Raw genomic sequence first — 23631 nt, forward strand, 5'->3', positions numbered from 1 at the left:
AACGCCCCGTGGCCATCACACTGAACACCAGCACGCAGGCCGATCCGCCAGTCCTACCAGAGCACCCGCTTCGCTCGACCTCGCGCAAGCTGTGGAGCGACTGGGGCACCAGGACCGCCCTGATCGCCGTAGCACTGCTGATCCTGACCGCGCTGACCGCCCCGCTGCTCGCCCGGCTGGGCGGCTGGTCACCCACCGCCTTCGACAGCCGCGCCATCGACCCCTATCTCGGCGGCATGCCCCGCGGCTCGCTCGGCGGCATCAGCGCCGAGCACTGGCTGGGAGTCGAGCCGGCCACCGGCCGCGACCTGTTCGCGCGCGTCGTCCACGGAGCCCAGGTCTCGCTGCTGATCGCGTTCGCTGCCACGGCGATCGTCGTCGTGGCGGGAACTGCGGCAGGCATTGCGGCCGGCTACTTCGGCGGGCGGGTCGACACTGTGCTGAGCCGGCTCATGGACCTGACCATGTCCTTCCCCTCGCTCATCTTCATGATCGCCATGATGTCCGTGGCGCAGGACGTCAACCGGGTCCTGCTGATGACCGTTGTCATCGGCGTCTTCGGCTGGCCTGGCATCGCCCGCATCGTGCGGGGCGAAGCTCTCTCCCTGCGCCACCGCGAATACGTCGACGCGGCCCGCGTGGCCGGCTCGGGGTCGTGGCGCATCCTGACCCGGGAGATCCTGCCCAACATCTCCGGCCCCATCATCGCCTACACCACCCTGCTGATCCCCGGCATGATCAGCACAGAGGCAGCACTGAGCTTCCTCGGGGTAGGGGTGCGTCCGCCGACGTCCTCCTGGGGTCAGATGATCGCCGAGGCCGTCACCTACTACGAGACAGACCCCATGTACTTCCTCATCCCGAGCGCGTTCCTCTTCATCGCGGTGCTGGCCTTCACGGTGCTCGGCGACGCTCTGCGCGACATCCTCGACCCCCAGGGAGGCCGCTCGTGATCGCCTACCTGGTCCGCCGGTGTCTCGGCGTGGCGGGCGTGCTGCTCGCCATCTGCGCCGTCACCTTCATCATCTTCTACCTCCTGCCTGCCGACCCGGCGGCAGCTGCCTGCGGCAAGACGTGCAGTCCGCAACGGCTGGCCGAGGTGCGCCATTACATGGGACTCGACCAGCCGCTATGGCGACAGTTCGGCGACTACCTCGTCGGAATCTTCGCCGGGCGTGACCTCGGCAGCGGACCGCATGCGCTGCACTGCGGCTTCCCGTGCCTGGGCTACTCCTATGACAACGCCCTGCCGGTGTGGGACCTGCTGATGGACCGGTTGCCTGTTTCCGCCTCGCTCGCCTTCGGCGCCGCCTGCATGTGGCTCGTGCTCGGGCTGGGCGCCGGCGTAACCGCCGCCCTGAAGAAGGGCGGACTGCTCGACCGCACGCTCATGGTCACAGCCGTCGCCACCGCCTCGCTCCCCGTCTACTTCACCGCCGTCATGCTCATCTACGGCCTGGTCCGCATCAGCGGCCTCCTGCCCTACCCCACCTACACCCCGCTGACCAGCGACCCGCTGGGATGGGCCACCAACCTCCTGCTGCCCTGGCTCGCACTCGCACTGCTCTACGCAGCGATGTACGCCCGCCAGAGCCGCAGCTCCATGATCGAGGCCATGGCCCAGCCCTACATCCGCACCGCCAGGGCCAAAGGCATGCCCGCACGCACCGTGGTGGTCAAGCACGGGCTGCGCTCCGCCATGATGCCCGTGCTCACCCTCTTCGGCATGGACCTCGGCGCCCTGCTCGCCGGCGCCGTCATCACCGAGTCCATCTTCGGCATCCCCGGCGTGGGCCGGCTCTTCTACGACGCCCTGCAACGGTCCGATCAGCCCGTCGTACTGGGGGTCACGCTCCTGGCAGCCTTCTTCATCGTGATGGCGAACGTCCTCATCGATCTCCTGTACGCCGTCATCGACCCGAGGGTGAGGACCTGACCGTGCCGTCGAACACCGAAACCGATACGCCACTGCTGCGGGTAAGAGATCTTCAGGTCCAGTTCGAGACCCGGGCCGAATCCATCCGTGCGGTCGACGGCATCTCCTTCACCGTCGAGGCCGGCCGCACCCTGGGGCTGGTCGGGGAATCAGGGTCCGGCAAATCGGTCACCTCCATGGCCGTCATGGGCCTGCACCGGCGAGCCCGGATCAGCGGCTCGATCGCCCTGGCCGGACGAGAGCTGCTGTCCCTGACCGACCAGCAGCTCAGCCGACTGCGCGGTCGGCGCATGGCGATGGTCTTCCAGGACCCGCTGTCCGCGCTGCATCCTGCTTACACGGTCGGTGAGCAGATAGCCGAAGCCCGCCGCCGCCATTTCGGCACCGGTCGCCGGGCGGCCCACCGGCATGCCGTGGACATGCTCGGCGAAGTCGGCATCCCCGAACCCGCCCGAAGGGCGGGGGAGTACCCGCACCAGTTCTCCGGCGGCATGAGGCAACGAGCCGTGATCGCCATGGCGCTGTCCTGCGAACCCGACCTGCTCATCGCTGACGAGCCCACCACAGCCCTCGACGTCACCGTCCAGGCGCAGATCCTCGAACTCATCGCCCGGCTGCAGCAGCAGCGGCAACTGGGCGTCTTGATGATCACTCACGATCTGGGCGTGGTGGCCCGTGTCGCTCACGATGTACTCGTCATGTACGGCGGGCGTGCCGCCGAACAGGCGCCCGTGGATGATCTGTTCCGGCAGCCCGCTCATCCCTACACCCGAGGGCTGCTCGACTCCATACCGCGGCTCGACGACCCCGACGACGCCCCCCTGCGAACGATCGCCGGCAGTCCGCCCTCACTCGCCTCACCGATACCCGGGTGTCCCTTTGCACCGCGCTGTTCCCGTGCGGCCGGAGCGGAGGAGGCCATCCGCGCTCGTTGCACGGATGAGCAGCCCAGGCCGTCTTACTACGCTCCAGGACGACTCGTCGCCTGCCACCTGCCCCTCGGTATCCCCGAACACGGCACATCCCCTACCGACATACAACACCCGGCTGAGGAGGCGCGGTGAGCCATTCGAACGCCCCCGCTCCCACCCCGCTCACCGACAGCACACTGCTCTCTGTGCGCGACCTGACGAAGACGTTCCCCGGACGGCGCCGCCTGGGCCGGCCTGCCAGCCGTGTGCGAGCAGTGGACGGGGTCGCTTTCGACCTGGCAGCAGGCGAAACCCTGGGACTGGTCGGCGAGTCCGGATGCGGCAAGTCCACCACCGGGCGAATGCTCGTCAGGCTCTTGGAACCAACGGCCGGCACGGTGGCCTTCGACAACCAGGACATCACCCACCTGTCACAGCGTCAGCTGAGGCCGACACGACGGCACCTGCAAATGATCTTCCAGGACCCGTACGCGTCCCTCAACCCGCGGCAGACCGTCAGCCGCATCCTCTCCGAACCGCTGCTGATCCAGGGCAAATCCGCGCGAGCCGCACGCCATAGAGCCGCAGAGCTGTTGGAACTGGTCGGGCTCAACCCCGAGCATCTGGACCGTCATCCGTACCAGTTCTCCGGTGGCCAGGCCCAGCGCATCGGCATCGCCCGCGCGCTGGCCACAGGCCCCCGACTCATCGTGGCCGACGAACCGGTGTCCGCTCTCGATGTGTCCGTGCAGGCCCAGATCGTCAACCTGCTGGAGCGACTGCAGCACGAACTCGGCCTGGCGCTCCTGTTCATCGCCCATGACCTGTCGGTGGTCAAGCGGATATGCGACCGGGTGGCGGTGATGTACCTCGGCCGGATAGTTGAGATCGGCGACAAGCACGCCGTATACGACGCACCAGCTCACCCTTACACCCAGGCGCTGCTCTCCGCCGTCCCGCTTCCCGACCCCGCCGCCGAGCGCCGGCGTGAACGAATTGTCCTGCTCGGTGATCCCCCGAGTCCTGCCGCGCCTCCCAGCGGCTGTTCCTTTCATCCGCGTTGCCCCAAGGCGCAGGACATCTGCCGCAACCAGCGGCCCGCACTGGCCGCTGTCGGACGCGAAGGCCGCCAGGCTGCCTGCCATTTCCCTACTGACCACTGACTGAGCAGCGGAACCTTTAGGGCTGGGGCTGGGACGGGGGCGGCATCCGATAACCCCGGATGCCGCCCCCGTCCCGCCTGCCAGGCCAGTCGCGATTTATGACCCATCGCACGCTCTTGTTATGGCAATTGGCGCCTGCAGATGCGCCGCACCGCTTCCCCGAAACATGTCACCTGTGCAATGGTACATGGCACCCAGTCGTGGTCATGTCAATCACGGCCTTGTCGTGCCCTCTCGTGGCGCGGCCCCGCGAAACGCGGCCTCCACCTATCCCCCATAGACCACGACTCACGTGGTCCAACCCCTCGTGGGAGGCATAGTGAGAATGTCACTCGTCCGGCGAAGTCTCGGCGCGGCACTGCCGCTGGCCCTGACTCTCACCATGGGCGCCGGTCTGCTGACGCAGCCGGCCAGCGCCCAGACCCGAGCCCCAGGGTCCGCAGCACGCGTTGCGGTCGGAGGAGAGAAGCACTCCGGTCCGGCGCCTGCGGCGCAGTCCGCCGCGACGGAGACCGAACACGTCGCCAAGGGACGCCTGAAGGTCTCCGAACTCCCACCGCTCGCGGCGAGCAAGGACGCCCTCAAGGAGTCCTACGACCAGTCCGAGAAGCCCCCGCTGCGGCCTTCCGCCGGCAAGACATCAGCCTCCAAGAACACGGCCGGCAAGAAGTCCGCCGCAGCAGCAGCCGTCTGCAACGTCTCCGACTTCACCAGCCGTTCAGGCAGCGCGCTGGTACAGCAGATCAAGACGTCCACGACGGACTGCGTCAACACGCTGTTCAACCTGACCGGCAGCGACGCCTCCGCCGCCTTCCGCGAAGCACAGATGACCACGGTCGCCTACGCCCTGCGCGACGGCTCCGCGTCCTACCCCGGCAACTCCAGCACCGGAATGCCGCAACTCGTGCTCTACCTGCGGGCCGGCTACTACGTCCACTACTACAACGCCAGCACGGTGGGCGCCTACGGCAGCGCCCTGCAGACCGCGATCCGCTCCGCTCTGGACGCCTTCTTCGCCAGCGCCCACTCCCGCGACGTCACGGACGCCAACGGCGAGACCCTCTCCGAGGCCGTCACCCTGATCGACAGCGCCGAGGAGAACGCCCGCTACATCTACGTCCTGAAGCGGATACTGGCGGACTACAACTCCTCCTGGAACACCTCCTGGTGGATGCTCAACGCGGCCAACAACGTCTACACCGTCACCTTCCGCGGCCACCAGGTGCCCGCGTTCGTGACCGCCGTGCAGTCCGACCCCAGCCTGATCGACGCGCTGTACAACTTCGCCTCCAGCCACGTCTCACTGCTGGGCACGAACCAGGCCTACCTCACCTCCAACGCCGGAAGGGAACTCGGTAGGTTCCTGCAGCACTCCACGCTGCAGACCAAGGTCCGGCCCCTGGCCGCAGGCCTGCTCAACTCCAGCGCCATCAAGGGCACCACCGCCCCGCTCTGGGTCGGCGTGGCCGAGATGACCGACTACTACGACAAGGCCAACTGCTCCTACTACGGCACCTGCAACCTGTCGTCGCAACTGGCGAGCTCGGTGCTGACAGTGACCTACGCGTGCAGCTCCAGCATCACCATCAAGGCCCAGCAGATGACCTCCGGTGAGCTCTCCTCGACCTGCGCCAGCCTGCGCAACCAGGACGCCTACTTCCACGGCATCGTGCGTGACAACGGACCGGTTGCCAACGACTACAACAGCACCATCGAGGTCGTCGTCTACGACTCCAGCACCGACTACCAGACCTACGCCGGTGCCATGTACGGGATCGACACCAACAACGGCGGCATGTACCTCGAGGGGAACCCGGCGGCAGCCGGCAACCAGCCCCGGTTCATCGCCTACGAAGCCGAGTGGCTGCGCCCGGACTTCCAGATCTGGAACCTCAACCACGAGTACACGCACTACCTCGACGGCCGCTACGACATGTACGGCGACTTCAGCGCCGGCACCACCACCCCGACCATCTGGTGGATCGAGGGCTTCGCCGAGTACGTCTCCTACACCTACCGTGGCGTCCCCTACACCGAGGCCATGACCGAGGCAGGCCGGCGCACCTACGCCCTGAGCACCCTGTTCGACACCACGTACAGCAACGACACCACGCGCATCTACCGCTGGGGCTACCTCGCCACCCGGTACATGCTCGAGAACCACCGCGCCGAGATGGACACGGTGCTGGGCTACTACCGGTCCGGCAACTGGAACGCCGCCCGCACCTACCTGACCAGCAGCATCGGGACCCGCTACAACAACGACTGGTACACCTGGCTGGCGGGCTGTGCCGCGGGTAACTGCGGAGGCGGCACCAACCCGCCTGGCAACCAGGCGCCCACCGCCGCCTTCACCACCTCAGTTCAGGGCCTGCAGGTCACCTTCACCGACCAGTCCACGGACGCCGACGGCACCATCGCCTCCAGGTCCTGGAACTTCGGTGACGGCACCACCTCCACCGCCGCCAACCCCAGCAAGACCTACAGCGCCGCCGGAACCTACACGGTGAAGCTCACCGTCACCGACGACAAGGGAGCCACCTCCACCGCCACGAGGACCGTCACCGTCGGCAGCGGCGGGGGCACCGTCACCGAGTGCACCGGTACCGACACCCGGGAGCTGGGCCAGAACTGCCAGCGCAGCAACCAGGCCGCCACCACGGGCAACTACGCCTACCTCTACCTGTACATCCCGGCCGGCACCACCCAACTGAAGATCACCTCTGCCGGCGGCACGGGTGACGCCGACCTGTACTACAGCAACAGCGGCTGGGCCACCACCACCAGCTACACGCAGCGAGCCACGGGGGCAGGCAACAGCCACACCCTGACCATCACCAACCCTCCGGCCGGCGCCAACTACATCAGCCTGCACGCTGTCAGCGGCTTCAGCGGCGTCACCGTCAGCACCAGCTACTGACAGACCAGCACTACACCGACGCACATCCTCACAACGGCCCGGGGCGGCTCCCCCCGCCCCGGGCAACGTCCGGGGCGGGGAGAAGAGGCCGGCCCCTGCCCCGGACTACCCGAACCGTCCGGCCTAGCGCTCACTCAGCTTCCCCCCACCCCCGGAGGTAAGGCATGAAGACGTTACTGGCACGCAAAGGACGACGCCTCCTGTGGCCCGCCCTCGCGTCTCTCACCGTCACCTGCGCACTCACCTCGCCCGCCGTCGGCAGCAGCGACACGAACACGCCGCAGCTCAGCACCTCGCAACGAGCCGCCGCCACCCAACTCGCTGCGGACAACCACATCTCGGCCCAGGAAGCGCAGCAGCGCATACTCCGCCAGGACCGCCTCACCGACATCGCCACTTCGCTGCGCGGACGCCTGGGCTCCCGCTTCGGCGGCGCCTGGATCGACCAGGAGCATGGCGGCCGGCTCACGGTCGCCGTCACCCAGCCGACAACCGCGCCGCTCGTGAAGGACCGGGCGAAGCAGATGCAGGCGCCCGACACAGCAACCGTCATCGTCGGCCACAGCCTGCAGGAGCTGGACCGCATCTCGGCCCGGCTCGCGCAGCGCATCGCGGCAGTGAACAAGGGAGCCGCGCACGGGCTGCAGTCCGCGGTCGTGGTCCAGGACAACAAGGTGCGCCTGGACCTGCCTCAGGGTGCAGCACTGAGCAGGGCCCAGCGCTCGGTGGTGCAGTGGGCGCAACGAACCTTCGGGGACGCCCTCACCGTCAGCACCTACGCGCACGCCTCCAAGCCCTTCTACTGCGGCGGCCAGTACTCCTGCGACCCCCCGCTGCGCTCAGGCCTGGCCATCTACGGCGCCAACATCCGCTGCTCCAGTGCGTTCATGGCGTACAGCGGCAGCAGGTACTACATGATGACCGCCGGCCACTGCGCGGAAGACAGCGCGTACTGGCAGGTCCCCACGTACAGCTACGGCTACCAGACAGTGGGCAGCGTGGTCGACTACACCTTCGGCTACTACGGCGACTCCGCCATCGTCAGCATCGACGATCCCGGCTTCTGGCAGCCCCGCGGCTGGGTCTACCCCTCGACGCGCATCACCAGCTGGGACTACGACTACGTCGGTCAGTACGTCTGCAAGGAGGGCTCCACGACCGGCTACACCTGCGGGCAGGTCACCGAGACCAACGCAACCGTGTCCTACCCCAACCGCACTCTCACCGGCATGACCTGGAGCACGGCATGCGATGGCCCTGGTGACAGCGGCAGCGGCGTCTACAACGGCTCGACCGCTCACGGCATCCTCAGCGGCGGCCCCTCCAGCGGCTGCGGCATGATCCACGAGCCGATCAGCCGGGCCCTCTCGGACCGAGGGGTCACGCTGCTGGCCGGCTGAACGCGCCGAGCGCCTGGGGAGAGCGCCGGCGCCTGAGGCCCGGGACCTGCGCGAGCAGGTCCCGGGCCGATGCCGCTTGCCGCCCCGGGCGACCGGACAGAGGACAGTGCACGGCAGGAGGAGACGACGCAAGTGCAGAGCAGTTCCGAGTACAAGCGGGTGCGCATTCGTGTCAAGCGGGTCGGCCCCCGTACGACGCATGTATCCGTTCCGACATTCGCCGCGGGACACATACTCGTCCCGGTTCACACCCACGGCGTGATGGCGGCCACGGGCCTGGACCAGGAGCAACTCGTAGGTGCCGCGCTCTCGGCACTGGTGAACGTCACCGCGACATCGGAAACCACTGTCGACCCGCACAGCTGGCGGGCGCGCACCCGGGAGGAGCTAGAGCCGGCCGGTCCTGATCCCCTGCCGCCGTCCGCGTGGCCGTGGTGGGAATGAGTTTCAGTGGAGAAGTAGCCTTGATCCGCACCGCTGTACCACTCGCTTATGGGAGCGTGCAGATCCGTTCTCAGTACTAACCGTGGGATGCCCAAGCCTTCGCCAAGGCCGTGACTGAATCGTCGTGCGGTGGCGGGGGAGCAACGGAGCACGCCGGTAGATCGCGAGACACGCCGTGGTGCACCCGTCGGCCGCCCTGGCTGTAAGCCGCGACGGCGATCACCAGGTCCTCCCATGCCATCCCGCTTGTCTTCACGACCATAGGGCGGTCGGCAAGGGGGGAGCAGCTCGAGCGGAGCAGGTCGGTCATCGGCACCAGAGAAGCAGGCTGCAGCAAGCCCTCCCGTACCGCTAGGACAACGTCGCCGGCCTCACGTAGTGCGACTTGGCGGCTCTCGACGACGACCGTCGCGCGTCCCATGAGGGCGCCGTCCAGTTCACGCACCGATGGCTCGTGGGAACCGACGGCCAGGACGAGCGCCGAGTCCTGCACGAGGTTGCCATCAACGACCGGTTCACATGCTGAGGTCGCCGTGACGACGACGTCCGCGCTGCGGACACGGCTCGCAACTTCGGCATCGCCGGTCACCAGGCGGCGGTTGGCCCATAGGGGAGACGTGCCGGCGCTGCGCGCCACGACGGTGACGTCAGCAACGGGTACGTGGGCTCGGATCATGCGTGTGTGCCCCTCGCCCTGCGGCCCTGTGCCGAAGACTACGAGCCGTAGGCCGGCGGCCGAGCCGGCTGCCAGGGCCCGCAACCTGTCCAGGCCGGCCGCGACCGACACCGCCGGCGTGCGCAGAGCTGTCAGCGCGATGCCGTCCAGTATCGCTGCGCAGGTCAGTGTTTCGCTGTCGTGCAGGAGGTAGGTGGCATTGATCCGTTGCAGGCCGCGGGCGGGGTTGCCGGGGGACACCGTGGCGATCTTCACTCCGAACCACCCGCCTGCCTCCGACGGCATGAGCAGTCCCTGCCCATAGGCCAGGGGGAGGACAGCTCGCGGTACGTCGCTGTCGGGTTCGAGGCCTCCAGCCAGTGCGTCGCGGATAGCGGCGACGGCGGCGACAGGGCCCAGCGCGAAGACGTCTGCGGCGTCGAGGTTGACAGTCATCGCAGCACGAATCCGGGAACGAGGTCATCTCGTGGATCGACGGTGAATCGGCATTCTGCCACCATGTGAGCTGTTCCCGTCATGGATGCGATCACGGCTGGCTGGCCGTGCGATGTGGCGGGCTTCTTTATGCGCGCGCGGAAGACGGAACCGACCACAGATTCGTGGTGCAGCTCGTCTCCGGGGCGCAGTTCCCCGGTGGCGGCCAGGAGCGCGACCCTGGCCGAGGTGCCAGACCCGCACGGGGAGCGGTCCACTTCTCCGTCCGCGAATACGGTGATGTTGCGCTGATGCAACTGACGGCTGCCATCAGCGTGAACTCGTGGAGGTCTGACTTCCTCTACGAAGATGGTTCCGTACACCCCTGACAGCCGTGGGTCGCTGGGATGCTCCGCGACGCCGGCGGTGTTAAGAGCGTCACGGATCTCACGGCCCACCGCGATGAGCTGGCTGACATCCTGCGGCCTCACCTTCAGGCCGATCGCCGCTGCTGGCAGGACGGCATACATGGCACCGCCGAAAGCAATGTCGACGGTGACGGGTCCACGCGAGGTCTCGACTGGGATGTCGGTTGCGTGGACGTGGCTGGCGACATTGGTGAAAGTCACCTCCTCGACCAGCCCTTTGCTGGTGCGCACACTCGCAGTGACGCGCCCCGAGGGCACGTCCACGACGACGTCGGTGACCCCGTCGGCGGGGGCCGGTACCCGACCCGAGGCGACGGCCCACGCTCCGAGAGCCATGGTTCCGTGTCCGCACGCGGTGGAGAAGCCGTCCTTGTGCCAGAACAAGACCCCTAGATGGGCACCGGCGTCATCCGGCGGAACCAGGAATCCGCCGTACATGTCCGCGTGACCGCGCGGTTCGCTGCACAGCAGGGCCCGCATCCACTGCACTTCGTCGCTGTTCATCGCTATGACGCGGCGCTGGGCGACGGTAAGCCCGTCGCCGGTCACCGCGGCCGGGCTGCTGGGCACGATGCGGAAAGGCTCGCCCCCGGTGTGCCAGTCGATCGTGTCGATCGGTTCTGTTCTCTGCATGTCTCACGCCCCCAGGTACGCCTCGACGACCTGCGGGTCGGTACGCAAGTCACCAGCCGGTCCGGTCAGCGTCACGCGGCCGGAGTCGATGACGTAGCCGCGGTGCGCGACCTTCAACGCGGCCCGTGCATTCTGCTCGATCAGCAGCACGGACGTGCCCGCTTCGTTGATGGAGCGGATGGCGTCCATGACCTGGGCGACGACCAGTGGCGCCAGGCCCATCGAGGGCTCGTCCAGCATGATCAGCCGGGGTCCGGCGACCATCGCCCGGCCGATGGCGAGCATCTGCTGCTCACCGCCGGAAAGAGTGCCTCCCTGCTGGTGGCGGCGCTCGGCCATGCGGGGGAACAGTTCGTAGACCTGCTTGATCCGCTTGTCGACCGTGGCCGTCTCACGCACGGTATAGCCGCCGACTTGGAGATTCTCGTGCACTGTCAGCCGAGAGAAGATGCGCCGGCCCTCGGGCACGTGCACGATTCCGCGCTCGACGATCGACCAGGGCGCGGCCGCGGTGATGTCCCTGCCGAACGCGGTGATGGTCCCGGCCCTGGATCGCACCACGCCCGAAATCGTCGAGACCGTCGTGGACTTGCCGGCCCCGTTGTTGCCGAGCAGAGCGACGATCTCTTTCTCGCCGACGCAGAGGTCCAGGCCTCTGAGGGCTTCCACCTTGCCGTAGGCGACTTCCAGGCCCTTGATGTCAAGGATCGGTTCCATTACCGCGCCTCCGCAATGCCGTCCGTGCCTGCTTCGGCCGCGATGCGTTCGGCCTCGGCGTGCGCTTCCTGGTCTTCGGCGCCGAGGTATGCCTCAATGACCGCCGGGTTGGACCGGATGGCCGCGGGTGGGCCGTCGGCGATCTCCTTGCCGTAGCTCAGGACGACGATCCGTTCTGAGACCTCCATGACCAGGCCCATGTCGTGCTCGATCAGGACCACTGCGGTTCCGAGAGCGGCGATGCGCCGCATCAGGTCGAGCAGTTGGGTCTTCTCTGTGTGGTTGAGTCCGGCCGCTGGCTCATCGAGCAGGAGCATCCGCGGCTCGCGGGCCAGCGCCCTGGCGATTTCCACACGCCGTTGTTCGCCGTACGGGAGGTTGCGGATCTGCGCGGTCCGGTCGTAGTGCATGCCGACGAAGTCGAGCCAGCGGTGTGCCTCGTCGGTCGCCGCGTCCTCACTGCGCCAGTAGCGCGGTGTGTGCAGCATCGCATCGAGGGAGTTCTGTTTGATGCGGACGTGCATGCCGGCACGCACGTTGTCCAGGACGGTCAGGTCGCCGAAGAGCCGCAGGTTTTGGAACGTGCGCGCGATACCGCTGGCAGCGATCACAGCCGGCCGTTTCCCGGTGATGTCGCTGCCATTGAACGTGACCGAGCCGGAAGCCGGCTGGTAGAAGCCGGTGATGCAGTTGAAAGCGCTGGTCTTGCCGGCGCCGTTGGGGCCGATGACGGAGAGCACCTCGCCTTCCTGGACGGAGAACGTCAGGCCGTCGACGGCGCGTACCCCTCCGAACGAGACAGACATGTTCCTCACGTCGAGGAGCACCTTGCTCACGGCCTACCTCCCTGCGATTGGCGTCCGCGCCGCCTGGGTTCACCTGTACGGCTCGGCAGCAGTCCCTGGGGGCGGAAGATCATGACGACGATCAGCAGCAGGCCGAAGACGAGATAGCGCCAGTTCTCCGCCCCGCGCAGCAGTTCGGGCAGTAGCGAGATCACCAGCGCCCCGACGACCACGCCCGGCACCGAGCCCATGCCGCCGAGGACGACGGCCATCAGGATGAGCGCGGACCACAGGAAGTTGAAGCTCGGAGGGGAGATTGCCGTCTGGTGTGCCGCGAACAGCACGCCGGCGATTCCGCCGAAGATCGCCCCTGCGATGTAGGCGGCGAACTTCACCTTGTAGGTGTGGATGCCCATGGCCTCGGCGGCGTCCTCGTCCTCACGGACGAACCTCCACGCCCGGCCGATCCGTCCGCGCCCCAGCCGGCTGGAGAAGAGCACGGCCACGATGACAATGACCGCGGTGATCCAGTAGAGCGCGACATCGGCACGCAGTCCGAAAGCGCCGAAGTCCGGGATGCCGTACAGGCCGTTCGGCCCGCCGGTGAAGTCGAGGTTGTTCGCTGTGATGCGGATGATCTCCCCGAAGCCCAGGGTGACGATGGCCAGGTAGTCGCTGCGCAGCCGCAGCGTCGGCCCGCCGATGACGAGCCCGCCGATGACTGCGGCGGCCACGACCACAGGGATGGTTGCGAGCAGCGGCCACCCGTACCTCGTCGACAGCAGCCCTGAGACGTATGCCCCGATCGCGAAGAAGGCGGCGTAGCCCAGGTCGAGGAGTCCGCAGTAGCCGACCACGATGTTCAGCCCGACCGCGAGCATGATGAAGATCAGCGCGTCAATCGCGATCTGGATGACGTAGGTACTGGAGTTGAGGTACGGCAGAGCAAGCGTGACTGCCGCTAGACCGAGGGCGAGCCATCTGCTCGCAAGGAGTCCGGATGCAGTTTCGGCGAGGGCCGCGCGACGGTCTGTGAAGGTTCCGACTTTGGAGCCGGCGGGCGCGACGTTCGCGGGTGCTCGCTCTTCCACGGCCCTGACATATGCCGAGGGTGCCTCCATGGTGCGCGGAGTCGACTCGTCGTTCATCACACACGCTCCGTGACGCGTTCGCCGAGCAGCCCGGTGGGGCGCACGGTGAGGAAGAGGATGAGGAAGCCGAACGCAAAGACATCGCGCCATTCGCTGCCGAGGTAGGCAACTGCGAACGACTCCAGCAGGCCGAGCACGACCGCTCCCAGAACGGCTCCTCGCAGGTTGCCGATTCCGCCGATGACCGCGGCAGTGAAGGCCTTGAGTCCGATGACAAACCCCATCAGGAAGTCGATCTTCCCGTAGTACGCTCCGGCCATGACTCCGGCAGCGCCAGCGAGTGCCGAGCCGATGAAGAAGGTCCGCGCGATGACCCGGTCGACGTTGACTCCCATGAGCAGGCAGGCCTTTGGATCCTGCGCGATGGCCCGCATCGCACGTCCCGACCGGGTCTTCCTGACCAGGGTGTCCAGAGCGATCATGAGAAGGACGGCGATGGCCATCATCGCCAGCTGCGCATAGGTGATCCGCGCGCCGGCGATGTTCAGCGTGCCTCCGGTGACACCGATCTGGTAGACCTGCGGATTCGGACCGAAGGCGACTGCGATGCCGTATTCGAGGGCGAAGCTCGCGCCCACAGCGGTGATGAGGACGGACAGCCTCGGTGCGCTGCGCAGTGGGCGGTAGGCCACCCGTTCCAGGATCACCCCGAAGGTGCCAGTGGCGGCCATCGCGGCGATCATGATGGCTATGAGGGCGATGAGTCCGCCGCCCAGTGCGCCGGCGCCGACGCTCAGCACGGTGAAGCCTGCGAAGGCGCCGAGCATGTAGATGTCACCGTGGGCGAAGTTGAGTAGTTTGATGATCCCGTAGACCATCGAGTAGCCGAGTGCGACCAGGGCATAGAACGAGCCGACGAACAGGCCGCTGACCACGAGTTGGATGAAGTGGTGCATGAGGGTTCCCTGGGGCTTAGGGGAAGCGGCAACACGCAGGTGACCGACCGAGGCCGGCCACCTGGCGTCACTTGTTCGGGACGAAGCCGTTGTCCTTGACGACGAGGATGTCGAAGCCGCCCGCGCTCAGCGTGTGCTCGGGGGTGAACTTCAGAGGCCCGGAGAAGATCTTGAAGCCGTCGGTCTTCTCGAGGGCAGCGGTGAGGGCCTGGCCGTCGGTGGTGCCGGCCTTCTTGACCGCCTCGGCGGCGACGCGCACCGCGTCATAGGCCTGTGTCGAGTAGGGCCCGGGCTCGGAGCCGAACTTCTTCTTGTACTTCGCTACCCATGCCTGGCCGCCGGGTATGGTCTGCGGCGTCTGGGTCATCGTTGCGAACACGCCCTGGGCGTTGTGCTTGCCCGCGATCTGGATCAGTTTCGCGTCGACGGATCCGTCCGCGACCATGATCCGGCCCCGGTAGCCGGCCGCCTTGAGCTGCTTGATGAGCAGACCGCCCTCCTGGTAGTACCCGGTCCAGTAGACGAAGTCCGCCTTCGCTTTCAGCACGGCGTTGACGGCTCCGGAGTAGTCCGACTCGCCGGCGGTGACTGCCTGGTGTTCGGCAACTCGGACGCCGTCCGCCCGTAGGTTCTTGTCGGTGCGCTTGGTGATGTCGGCCGAGTAGGAGGTGTTGTCGTCGATCAGGGCGACGCTCTTGCTGCCGCTCTCCTTGATGAACTGGGCTGCGGCTTCGGCTTGCTGTATGCCGGTGCCGTTGATCAGGAAGACGTTGTTTCGCTTCTGCGCCACGAGGTCGGCGGAGTTGGCGGCCGGAATGAGCATCGGGATGTTCGTCTTGCCGAAGATGCTGAGCGTCGGCAGGGTAGCCGAGGAGCAGTAGCCGCCGACCGAGATGTCGATGCTGGCACTGACGAGTTTGGCGGCACCTGCGGCGGCGGTCTTGGGGTCGCAGGCCTCGTCCTCGACCGTGAGCGAGAGCTTGCGGCCGTCGACTCCGCCTGCGGCGTTGATTTCGTCGACTGCGAGCTGGGCTCCGTGCTTCATGTAGGGCCCGATGGCGGCCGAGCTGCCGGTCAGGGGGGCGAGCATGCCGAGCTTGATGGTTCCGGAGTCGCTGCCGGCGGAGCCGTCCTGAGTGAGATCACCGCAAGCGGTGAGGGTGAGGCCGAGTACTACGGCAGCAGCCGCCATGGTTCCGCGACAATTGATGGTCATGCCTTGCTCCGTCTCGCGTGGTCTCTTGGGGACCACCGGGGAGCCGAGAGTGCTCCCCGGTCGTGACGACGTCTCCTCCGATTGCGAGGTGTGACATGTCACAAGTGATTGCTGTTGTGCCGCGAGGGCGGCGATGGCGCTGCCATGGGTGTGCAGGCGGCTCGCCCTGTTGTTTGCTGCGCGTTGGGTGCGGACTGCGTCGACAGTCGGATCATGGGCCGTTGTGAGGCTTTGTGCGACCTTCTGTCCGGCTCGTGCAATGCCACCCATCTTTAATGTGTGACATTGCACTGACGATAGCGGGCCGTTTCGCGAGGCGCGAGATGTGAGCGCCCTCGTGATGAATGTGTAATTTTCAGCCAGAGCATGTGGGCCACGCCGGGCGCATGCCTCTGTTCAGAGGGTGAAACCGGCCGGGTACGGATCCGATGGATCGAGCATGTACTGCGCAGTGCCCGTGATCCAGGCGCGGCCGGTCACAGAGGGCAGAATGCCCGGCCGATCTCCGACCGTTGTTTCTCCCAGAATGCGCCCAATGAACCGGGAGCCGATGAAGGACTCGTTGACGAAGTCCTGACCCACGGGCAGCTGCCCGCGCGCGTGCAGCTGCGCCATCCGTGCGCTGGTGCCCGTACCGCAGGGTGACCGATCGAACCAGCCTGGGTGGATGGCCATAGCGTGCCGGGAATGTTCTGCCGTCGATCCGGGGGCTTCGAGGTAGACGTGATGGCACACGTCGATGGCCGGGTTCTCCGGGTGGGCCACGGGGTTCTGCTTGTTGATGGCGTCCATGATGGACAGTCCTGCAGCGAGCAGTTGCTGCTTTTGCGCGCGGTCGAAGGGGATGCCGAGGTCTTCGGTGCGGACGAAGGCGTAGAAGTTGCCGCCGTAGGCGATGTCGTAGCGCACCGCGCCGTACCCGGGGACATCGACGACCTGGTCGAGTGCGTGGCAGTAGGAGGCCACATTCTCCAGAGTCACCGATTCGGCATGGCCGTCGCGGACTCGTACCCGGGCCCGGACCAGCCCGGCCGGCGTGTCGAGCTGCACGATGGTTTCCGGCTCGACGGCCTCGACCATTCCGGTCTCGACGAGGACTGTTGCCACGCCGATGGTCCCGTGCCCGCACATCGGCAGGCAGCCGGACACCTCGACGAAGAGCACCCCGAAGTCGGCGTCCGGCCGGGTTGAAGGCTGCAGAATCGCTCCCGACATCGATGCGTGTCCGCGCGGCTCACACATGAGCAAGGTGCGCAGGCCGTCGCGTTCCGCGACGAATCGCTGCCGTCTCTCGAACATCGTCGCCCCCGGCAGGACGCCCACGCCGCCCGTGATGACGCGGGTCGGCATGCCCTCCGTGTGCGAGTCGACGGCGTGATAGCAGACGGTCGAGCGCATGGTCAGCTCACCCCGGCGTCGATGAGGACCTGGGTGACGGCACGCACGGTGGCCTCCGTCTCCAGGCTGAGAGGCTGCCGCGGCGGACGGCAGATCCCGCCGCGGCGGCCGATCATCTCCTGGCCGAGCTTGATGGCCTGGACGAACTCTGTCTTGCTGTCCCAGCGCAGAACCGGGTGCAGCTGGCGGTAGAGAGGCAGCGCCGTCGCCAGGTCGCCGGCGACCGACGCGTTGTACAGCGCGAGGCAGGCCTCGGGGAACACCTGCGGGTAACCGGCGACCCAGCCCTTGGCGCCGGCGAGGCCCACCTCCAGGAGGGTGTCGTCGGTTCCGATCATGAGATCGAGGCCGGGCGCGAGTTCGGAGATCTCGTAGCAGCGCCGCACGTCACCGGAGAATTCCTTGACGCCGACGATCAGACCTTCGGCGTGCAGCTTGGCCAGCAGCTCCGGGCGCAGGTCGACCTTGGTGTCGATGGGGTTGTTGTAGGCGGTGACGGGCAGGCCGACCGAGGCGACCAGCTCGAAGTGCTCGAGGACTGCGCGGTCGTCGGCACGGTAGGCGTTGGGCGGCAGGCACATGACGGCCTGGCAGCCCGCGTCCTTGGCGAACTGGGCGTGCCGCTTGGCCTCGGTCCCGCTGTAAGCGCCGACGCCGGGCATGACGGTGAATCCGTCGGGAGCGTTCGCTATGGCCGTCTCCACGACGCGGTCGCGCTCCTCGTACGTCAGCGTCTGGTACTCACCCAGCGAGCCGTTCGGCGCGACGCCGTGCAGTCCCTGTTCGGCGAGCCAGGCGACGTTGTCGCCGTAGGCGGCGAAGTCGACCGTGAGGTCGTCGTTGAAGGGCAGGCTGGTCGCGACGATGACGCCGTGCCAGGGCTTGCGGGTCTCGTTCATCAATGCTCCTTGTCGGTTTTCACTGTCATTCGTGCGATGTCGACGGTTGTTCGTCGAGCCGGGCGAGGGCCCCGAGAGTGACGGGGGTCGCCACGATCCGTTCCGCGGGCGTGTATGCCCGCTCGTGTGAGGTGAGGCAGTGCACGGCTGGCCCGCACATCCGTCCCTGGCACCAGCCCATGCCGGCCCGGGTCAGTTGTTTGACCTGCCGGTGGTCCTGGGCACCGCCGTCGGAGCAGGCAGACCGGACCGTAGCTGCCGAGACCTCCTCGCAGCGGCAGACGACGGTGTCGTCGGTCAGCCACGAAGACCATGCTGGAGGAACCGGATGAGCGAGGCCTAGCGCCCGGCCGAAGGCGCGCTGACTGGCCACTGCGGCACGGACCGCAGCCAGGCGCTGTCTGCCCAGCACCGGGGGAGCGCCTATGTCGGCAAGGATGGACTCGGCGGCAAGGCGGCCTTCGCTTACCGCGAGTGCCGCCCCGCCCACGCCGCATGCCTCGCCTGCAACATAGACACCTGTGACGGAGGTGCGCTGGCCACCGTCGACGGCGATGACCGAGTTACCGTCTGCCGAGGTGGTCAGCGCGCAGCCCAAGGGGATGAGCAGGTCAAGCTGTGGTACGAATCCCCAGCCGACACCGACGGCATCGACGTCAATTCGCCGTTCCGTTGCCGGACGCGGTCGGCCGTCGGATGTCAGCGACGCAATCCGGACCGATGTGACCCGGGCCCCGCCTTCGGCGCTGATGATCGCCGTACGCGGCCGGATCGGGATCCGGTGGCGGGCGAGTGCAGCAGCGTATCCGGCGGCCTCCAGCCATTTGCCGGGGTTACGCAGCAGAGGGCCAGGATGGCGCAGCCAGCCTGTTGGACGGGCTGCCTCGCACACCGTGACCACTTGGACTCCGCGTGCCGCGAGGCCAGCCGCCACCGGCAGCAGGAACGGCCCGGTGCCCCCCAGTACCACGCGGCTGCCGGCCGCGACCCCGCCACCTTTGAGGAGTGCCTGGAGGCCTCCGATGGTGAGCACACCCGGCAGGTCCCAGCCGGGGAAGGGCAGCTGCCGGTCATAGGCCCCCGTCGCTACACAGATTCTGGGCGCGCGCAGAATGGTGGCGGCTTCTCGGGGTGCGTCACGCCGGTCGACCATGTGGATTGCAAAGCCGTCGCCGTCCCGGACCACGGACCACACATGGTGCGCCAGACGCAGTTCCAGCCGTCCTGCCGCCTGGCCCGCCGCCAGGGCGTCACACAGGGTGCGGTACTGGCGCAGACCGTGGTGCAGATCCTTGGTGGGGATTGCCGAGCGCGCGTGCTCTGGCGGGTGCCGCCAGAACTGGCCGCCGACAGCGGTTCCGGAGTCCACCAGCACGACGCGCAGTCCACCAGCTGCGGCCGCGGCCGCAGCGGCCATGCCGGCCGGTCCGGCGCCGACAACGACGAGGTCAAGTAGCTCACTCATCGTCACCCTCCTCGGTCGTGACGGTCATGTCCGGACGCGCTGGGACCAGGCAGGCACGCTGCCCGCCGATGCCGTCAATGGTCACCAGGCAGTCGAAGCAGACGCCGATTCCGCAGAAGACGCCACGCGGGCGCTGATTGATGCGGGTAGTGCGCCAAGCGACCCGGCCTGCGGCAACGAGGGCTGCGGCAATGGTCTGTCCTTCGGTGAAGGGCAAAGGCTCGCCGTCGACGACGATGTGGCTCACTTCGACGCACCTCCTTGGGTGAAGAAGCGGTCGGGTAGAAGACCGGTGTATGCCGCCGGGTCGGCACCGTGCCAGGGGTGTCCGAGCAGGTGGGCTGTGACAAGTGCGCCCGTCGCGGGGGCGAGTCCGATGCCCGCCCCTTCGTGCCCGCACGCGTGAACAACCTGCGGCAGGCGCGGATCGGGGCCGATGACCGGCAGATGGTCCGGGCAGTAGGGCCGGAACCCGCGATAGGCGCGGATCAGGTGGACCTTCTTCAAGGACGGGAAGAGCCGGCATGCCTGCGCGGCGAGCGTGGTGAGCACGGCAGGGTTCGGCGTCATGTCGAAGCCGACGCGTTCGCGGCTGGCGCCGATCAGGATCGTTCCGCCGCGGGTGCCCTCGACCACACAGGAGGTTTCCAAGCCCTCATCCGAGGAGGCGACGTTGGCGACGTAGTCGGCCGAGTAGACCTTGTGGTGCACCATCGGCGGCAGCGGCTCGGTCACCAGGACGAAGCCCCGCCGCGGCAGGACCTCGATGGGTGCGCCAAGCCGGCGGCCGACCTCTCCTCCCCAGGTTCCGGCCGCGTTGATGACGGCATCAGCCTGAAGGACATCGCCAGACGCGGTGAGGACGCCCGTGACCCGACCGCCGCGGTCGGCCGCCGCGGCAGTGACCTCGCCTGTCAGCAGGCGCGCACCCCGGGCCACGGCGGCGTCCAGGAGCGCGGCTGCCGCGAGGACGGGCTGCACCTGTGCATCCTGCGGGTAATGCACACCTCCGGGAAGCCCAGCTGCGAGGTGGGGCTCCAGATCACGGACGTGCTCGACCGGCTCGACGCGGACGCCGCACGCAGCCTGCCGTGCAGCGAACGCATTGAGCGATCTCAGGCTCTCTTCAGTGCTGGCGACAACGAGGCCGCCCTTCGGCTCCAGCTCGATGGTTTCCGGCCCGACCTCCTGGGCGGCCTCTTCCCAGAGCGTGCGGCTCAGTCGGGCCAGGGAGAGCTCAGGGCCCGGCTCCTTGTCGGAAACGAGGATGTTCCCCTCACCGCGGCTCGTTGTTCCAGCACCGACAGGACCGCGGTCGATGACGGTGACGTCCATGCCGGCCGCAGTAGCGTGGAAGGCGCACGCGGCGCCGACGACGCCGGCGCCGACGATGACGACCTTGCGAGTCACCGACTCCTCCTCTGTGCAATGTCACATGCCATTGCTTAGGGTATACATCTGCATCACCCGAAGACAATGACCAGCTCAACGTGACTTCGCTGGCCCTCCAGCATGACGAACGAGGGGATCCACCACCGTGAACCTGACCGGGAGCTCAATCGTGGCCGGCCGTGACCTCCAAGGAGAAGGGCCGGCATGGCGCGCTGTCGCGGCCGAGACAGGCGAACCCCTCGGCCCGCAGATGCACGATGCCTCGCCAGAACAGGTCGCACAGGCGACGAGGCTGTCCGCGTCGGTGGCCCGGGAATACCGCGCCATTCCGCCACACCGGCGAGCCGCCTTCCTCGATGCCTGCGCCAAGGAGATCGAAGCACTCGGCGGCGACCTCATCAACCGTGCAGCGCTCGAGTCGGGACTGCCGCCGGAGCGCCTCATCGGCGAACGCGGGCGTACATGCGGACAACTGCGCATGTTCGCCGACCTCATCCGCAGCGGAGACGCACTCGGTGTCCGTATAGACCCCCCGCTGCCTGAACGCCTGCCTCTTCCTCGAGCGGACCTCCGCCTGCGTAAGGTGCCTGTCGGCCCGGTGGCGGTCTTCGGGGCGAGCAACTTCCCGCTGGCCTTCTCCGTCGCCGGCGGCGACACCGCTTCAGCCCTCGCGGCAGGATGCCCGGTAGTCGTCAAGGCGCATCCAGCCCACCCAGGGACCAGTGAACTCGTCGCGCGTGCCATCACACGTGCCGCCGAGAGCACCGGCATGCCAGCCGCGGTCTTCTCGCTGCTGATCGGGCGCAGCACAGCAGTCGGACAGGCACTCGTGCGCGACCCGCGGATCGCGGCCGTCGGTTTCACCGGCTCCCGTGCCGGTGGACTCGCACTGGTAGAAGCTGCCAACGCCCGGCCCGTGCCCATCCCCGTCCACGCTGAGATGTCATCTGTCAACCCTGTGATCGTGCTCGAGGGCGCACTGGCCGATCCGCAGTCGACCGCTCACGCATACCTGGCCTCGCTCACCAACGGGTCCGGGCAGTTCTGTACCAATCCCGGCCTTCTTCTCCTGCCGACAGGCGAGAAAGGAGACGCCTTCTGCGAAAGGGTGGCGAACACGCTGACCCACACTGCAGGACAGATCATGCTCACCCCCGAGATCGCTCACGCCTTTACCGCCGGGGTTCAGCGGTGGATGACTGTCGACGGTGTCCACGTTGTAGCTCAGGGAGTGCCGGGCCCAAGCTCCTACGCGCCCGCACCCGTCGTTCTGACCTGTGACGCTGCAACCTATGCAGCCCACGAAGACCTCACAGCCGAAGTCTTCGGCGCCGCCGGACTGATCGTGCGATGGCGAGACGTCCAAGAGCTCGCAGCGCTCATGGAACACATGGAAGGACAGCTGACAGCGACGCTGCATGGAAGCGACATCGACCTGGCGACGGCCGAACAGCTTCTGCCCGTCCTGGAAGAACGGGCAGGACGCATCCTGTGGGGCGGCTGGCCGACTGGGGTCGAGGTCAGCCATGCCATGGTGCACGGCGGTCCGTGGCCCGCAACGTCCACGCCCACCACGACAAGCGTCGGGACCATGGCAGTCGAACGATGGCTCCGGCCAGTCTGCTACCAAGGCTTCCCCGACACGCTTCTCCCTCAAGAGCTGCGCACGAGCAACCCGCTCGGAGTTGCCCGGTACTTCGACGGCCAACTCGTGCCTCGAACCCAGGTAGTCAACGACTGATGTCAGCTAGGTGGAGCGTGACTGTGCCGTCGACCGAAGCGCAGTGTGACTAGGCATGGTGGGCATGTCGGGTAGTGATCAGTTGGCTCAATGCCTGGCTCGCAACGTCAAGCACTGGCGCACCGAACGCAACCTCACCATCGACGCGCTCGCAGCCCGGGCCCGTGTAAGCCGCGGCATGATCATCCAAATTGAGCAGGCCCGCACCAACCCGAGCATCGGCACAGTCGTCAAGCTCAGCGAAGCCCTCGGAGTCAGCCTCACCACCCTGCTCAACAACGCGCAGAGGCCCTTGGTCCGTATCGTTCCCTCTGAGCAGGCCGTACAGCTATGGCAAACCACAGTAGGTAGCTACAGCCGTCTCCTCGCAGGCGTCCAGGCTCCTGGACTCCTGGAGATGTGGAGCTGGCGGCTTATGCCCGGCGACAGCAGCCCTTCCGGCCTGCAACCCGCGGGCGCGACCAGCCTCATCCACGTTATCTCTGGCGATCTGACCCTCACCGTCGACGGCACCCTATTCCAAGTCGCCGCTGGAGCCAGTGCCTTCCTGGCGGCCAACACACCCCATACCTATAGCAATGATGGCGATGCCCCGACGAGTCTGGTGATGGCCATTTCCGTTCATGAGTGACGCCACCCCTCCGTCAGTTGGACGAGTTCGCAGGGCTAGGGGAGGTCTGGCAAATCACTGCACCTAGAGGGAGCCTTTGGGAAGAATGTGTGGGTCGGCTAGTGGCGTGACAATCCGGACTACCCGTACAAAGTTCGTGAAGGGGAGATGATGTTGGCTAGGCAGGTACTGACTTTCGCCCACTGGGTGGACTTTATGATCGATTGTGGGGAGACCAACACGCACGCCAGTGCGTGGCGGATGCTAGCCGATACGCCCGTTCCGGTCTTCGACCAGGAGAGCATGACAGTGTCTCTGAGCGGACGGTTCGAGGGCGCTTCGTTCGGTGAGTACGTTGAGATGCTGAGGGCCTCATCGGCGGACAGCCGGTATGCCGATGATTGGCCGATGGAAGTCGATGCTCCCGTCCCTGTAT

Annotated in this window: 20 protein-coding genes; 8 read left to right on the forward strand and 12 right to left on the reverse strand. The window is 67.1% G+C overall.

Translation table 11 applies throughout. The annotated features are described in order from the left end of the window. Positions 1 to 8: 8 nt before the first annotated feature. The 6 genes from AQJ30_RS24170 to AQJ30_RS24195 all read left to right on the forward strand — a co-directional run bounded on the left by AQJ30_RS24170 (position 9) and on the right by AQJ30_RS24195 (position 8330). Positions 9 to 953, forward strand: coding sequence for an ABC transporter permease (locus tag AQJ30_RS24170; RefSeq protein WP_067237753.1), 945 nt, complete (start codon positions 9 to 11; stop codon positions 951 to 953). Then, complete coding sequence (locus tag AQJ30_RS24175) at positions 950 to 1936, forward strand: ABC transporter permease (protein WP_067237754.1); 987 nt, start codon at positions 950 to 952, stop codon at positions 1934 to 1936. Before AQJ30_RS24170 ends, AQJ30_RS24175 begins: the two co-directional genes overlap by 4 nt. Positions 1937 to 1938: 2 nt before the next feature. Beyond that, on the forward strand, positions 1939 to 3000 hold the full coding sequence (locus AQJ30_RS24180; RefSeq protein ID WP_067237757.1) for an ABC transporter ATP-binding protein: 1062 nt from the start codon (positions 1939 to 1941) through the stop codon (positions 2998 to 3000). Further along, complete coding sequence (locus tag AQJ30_RS24185; protein WP_067237760.1) at positions 2997 to 4010, forward strand: ABC transporter ATP-binding protein; 1014 nt, start codon at positions 2997 to 2999, stop codon at positions 4008 to 4010. Before AQJ30_RS24180 ends, AQJ30_RS24185 begins: the two co-directional genes overlap by 4 nt. Before the next feature lie 325 nt (positions 4011 to 4335). Then, on the forward strand, positions 4336 to 6930 hold the full coding sequence (locus AQJ30_RS24190; RefSeq protein ID WP_245727053.1) for a collagenase: 2595 nt from the start codon (positions 4336 to 4338) through the stop codon (positions 6928 to 6930). 164 nt (positions 6931 to 7094) lie between these two features. Next, positions 7095 to 8330: a S1 family peptidase gene (locus tag AQJ30_RS24195; RefSeq protein ID WP_067237765.1), complete on the forward strand. Its 1236-nt coding sequence runs from the start codon at positions 7095 to 7097 to the stop codon at positions 8328 to 8330. A gap of 520 nt (positions 8331 to 8850) precedes the next feature. Here the strand turns inward: AQJ30_RS24195 and AQJ30_RS24205 are convergent. The 12 genes from AQJ30_RS24205 to AQJ30_RS24260 form a co-directional block, all read right to left on the reverse strand. Continuing rightward, complete coding sequence (locus AQJ30_RS24205; protein ID WP_079084258.1) at positions 8851 to 9885, reverse strand: ornithine cyclodeaminase family protein; 1035 nt, start codon at positions 9883 to 9885, stop codon at positions 8851 to 8853. After that, positions 9882 to 10925: a proline racemase family protein gene (locus tag AQJ30_RS24210; RefSeq protein ID WP_067237771.1), complete on the reverse strand. Its 1044-nt coding sequence runs from the start codon at positions 10923 to 10925 to the stop codon at positions 9882 to 9884. The genes AQJ30_RS24205 and AQJ30_RS24210 overlap by 4 nt, the downstream gene beginning before the upstream one ends. A gap of 3 nt (positions 10926 to 10928) precedes the next feature. Then, on the reverse strand, positions 10929 to 11642 hold the full coding sequence (locus AQJ30_RS24215; protein ID WP_067237773.1) for an ABC transporter ATP-binding protein: 714 nt from the start codon (positions 11640 to 11642) through the stop codon (positions 10929 to 10931). Further along, on the reverse strand, positions 11642 to 12478 hold the full coding sequence (locus AQJ30_RS24220) for an ABC transporter ATP-binding protein (RefSeq protein ID WP_067237775.1): 837 nt from the start codon (positions 12476 to 12478) through the stop codon (positions 11642 to 11644). The genes AQJ30_RS24215 and AQJ30_RS24220 overlap by 1 nt, the downstream gene beginning before the upstream one ends. Next, on the reverse strand, positions 12475 to 13575 hold the full coding sequence (locus AQJ30_RS24225) for a branched-chain amino acid ABC transporter permease (RefSeq protein ID WP_067238022.1): 1101 nt from the start codon (positions 13573 to 13575) through the stop codon (positions 12475 to 12477). Before AQJ30_RS24225 ends, AQJ30_RS24220 begins: the two co-directional genes overlap by 4 nt. Further along, a complete protein-coding gene (locus AQJ30_RS24230) occupies positions 13575 to 14474 on the reverse strand; it encodes a branched-chain amino acid ABC transporter permease (RefSeq protein WP_067237779.1) in 900 nt (299 codons plus the stop codon). The genes AQJ30_RS24225 and AQJ30_RS24230 overlap by 1 nt, the downstream gene beginning before the upstream one ends. Before the next feature lie 67 nt (positions 14475 to 14541). Next, positions 14542 to 15690 carry a branched-chain amino acid ABC transporter substrate-binding protein gene (locus tag AQJ30_RS24235; RefSeq protein WP_067237782.1) on the reverse strand — a complete coding sequence of 383 codons (1149 nt, stop codon included), beginning with the start codon at positions 15688 to 15690 and terminating at the stop codon, positions 14542 to 14544. A gap of 396 nt (positions 15691 to 16086) precedes the next feature. Then, a complete protein-coding gene (locus tag AQJ30_RS24240) occupies positions 16087 to 17088 on the reverse strand; it encodes a proline racemase family protein (RefSeq protein ID WP_067237784.1) in 1002 nt (333 codons plus the stop codon). A gap of 2 nt (positions 17089 to 17090) precedes the next feature. Next, entirely contained in the window at positions 17091 to 17987 is an 897-nt protein-coding gene (locus tag AQJ30_RS24245; RefSeq protein WP_067237786.1) for a dihydrodipicolinate synthase family protein, read from the reverse strand. Between the two features lie 25 nt (positions 17988 to 18012). Beyond that, entirely contained in the window at positions 18013 to 19452 is a 1440-nt protein-coding gene (locus tag AQJ30_RS37225) for an FAD/NAD(P)-dependent oxidoreductase (protein ID WP_079084259.1), read from the reverse strand. Beyond that, entirely contained in the window at positions 19445 to 19699 is a 255-nt protein-coding gene (locus tag AQJ30_RS24255) for a (2Fe-2S)-binding protein (RefSeq protein WP_067237792.1), read from the reverse strand. The genes AQJ30_RS37225 and AQJ30_RS24255 overlap by 8 nt, the downstream gene beginning before the upstream one ends. Beyond that, positions 19696 to 20862: an NAD(P)/FAD-dependent oxidoreductase gene (locus tag AQJ30_RS24260; RefSeq protein ID WP_067237795.1), complete on the reverse strand. Its 1167-nt coding sequence runs from the start codon at positions 20860 to 20862 to the stop codon at positions 19696 to 19698. Before AQJ30_RS24260 ends, AQJ30_RS24255 begins: the two co-directional genes overlap by 4 nt. Before the next feature lie 127 nt (positions 20863 to 20989). Between AQJ30_RS24260 and AQJ30_RS24265 the strand changes: the two genes are divergently transcribed. Both AQJ30_RS24265 and AQJ30_RS24270 read left to right on the forward strand, forming a co-directional pair. Next, positions 20990 to 22585: an aldehyde dehydrogenase (NADP(+)) gene (locus AQJ30_RS24265; RefSeq protein WP_067237798.1), complete on the forward strand. Its 1596-nt coding sequence runs from the start codon at positions 20990 to 20992 to the stop codon at positions 22583 to 22585. 64 nt (positions 22586 to 22649) lie between these two features. Beyond that, positions 22650 to 23216 (forward strand): helix-turn-helix domain-containing protein, encoded by a 567-nt coding sequence (locus AQJ30_RS24270; protein WP_067238024.1) that lies wholly within the window; start codon positions 22650 to 22652, stop codon positions 23214 to 23216. Positions 23217 to 23631 lie beyond the last annotated feature (415 nt).

It is taken from the genome of Streptomyces longwoodensis, from assembly GCF_001514125.1.
GTDB lineage: Bacteria > Actinomycetota > Actinomycetes > Streptomycetales > Streptomycetaceae > Streptomyces > Streptomyces longwoodensis.

Coding starts and splice junctions, on each gene's coding strand:
- AQJ30_RS24270 (WP_067238024.1), top strand. CDS start 22,650: ATGTCGGGTAGTGATCAGTTGGCTCAATGCCTGGCTCGCAACGTCAAG.
- AQJ30_RS24210 (WP_067237771.1), bottom strand. CDS start 10,925: ATGCAGAGAACAGAACCGATCGACACGATCGACTGGCACACCGGGGGC.
- AQJ30_RS24190 (WP_245727053.1), top strand. CDS start 4,336: ATGTCACTCGTCCGGCGAAGTCTCGGCGCGGCACTGCCGCTGGCCCTG.
- AQJ30_RS24235 (WP_067237782.1), bottom strand. CDS start 15,690: ATGACCATCAATTGTCGCGGAACCATGGCGGCTGCTGCCGTAGTACTC.
- AQJ30_RS24230 (WP_067237779.1), bottom strand. CDS start 14,474: ATGCACCACTTCATCCAACTCGTGGTCAGCGGCCTGTTCGTCGGCTCG.
- AQJ30_RS24215 (WP_067237773.1), bottom strand. CDS start 11,642: ATGGAACCGATCCTTGACATCAAGGGCCTGGAAGTCGCCTACGGCAAG.
- AQJ30_RS24205 (WP_079084258.1), bottom strand. CDS start 9,885: ATGACTGTCAACCTCGACGCCGCAGACGTCTTCGCGCTGGGCCCTGTC.
- AQJ30_RS24225 (WP_067238022.1), bottom strand. CDS start 13,575: ATGAACGACGAGTCGACTCCGCGCACCATGGAGGCACCCTCGGCATAT.
- AQJ30_RS24245 (WP_067237786.1), bottom strand. CDS start 17,987: ATGAACGAGACCCGCAAGCCCTGGCACGGCGTCATCGTCGCGACCAGC.
- AQJ30_RS24240 (WP_067237784.1), bottom strand. CDS start 17,088: ATGCGCTCGACCGTCTGCTATCACGCCGTCGACTCGCACACGGAGGGC.
- AQJ30_RS37225 (WP_079084259.1), bottom strand. CDS start 19,452: ATGAGTGAGCTACTTGACCTCGTCGTTGTCGGCGCCGGACCGGCCGGC.
- AQJ30_RS24195 (WP_067237765.1), top strand. CDS start 7,095: ATGAAGACGTTACTGGCACGCAAAGGACGACGCCTCCTGTGGCCCGCC.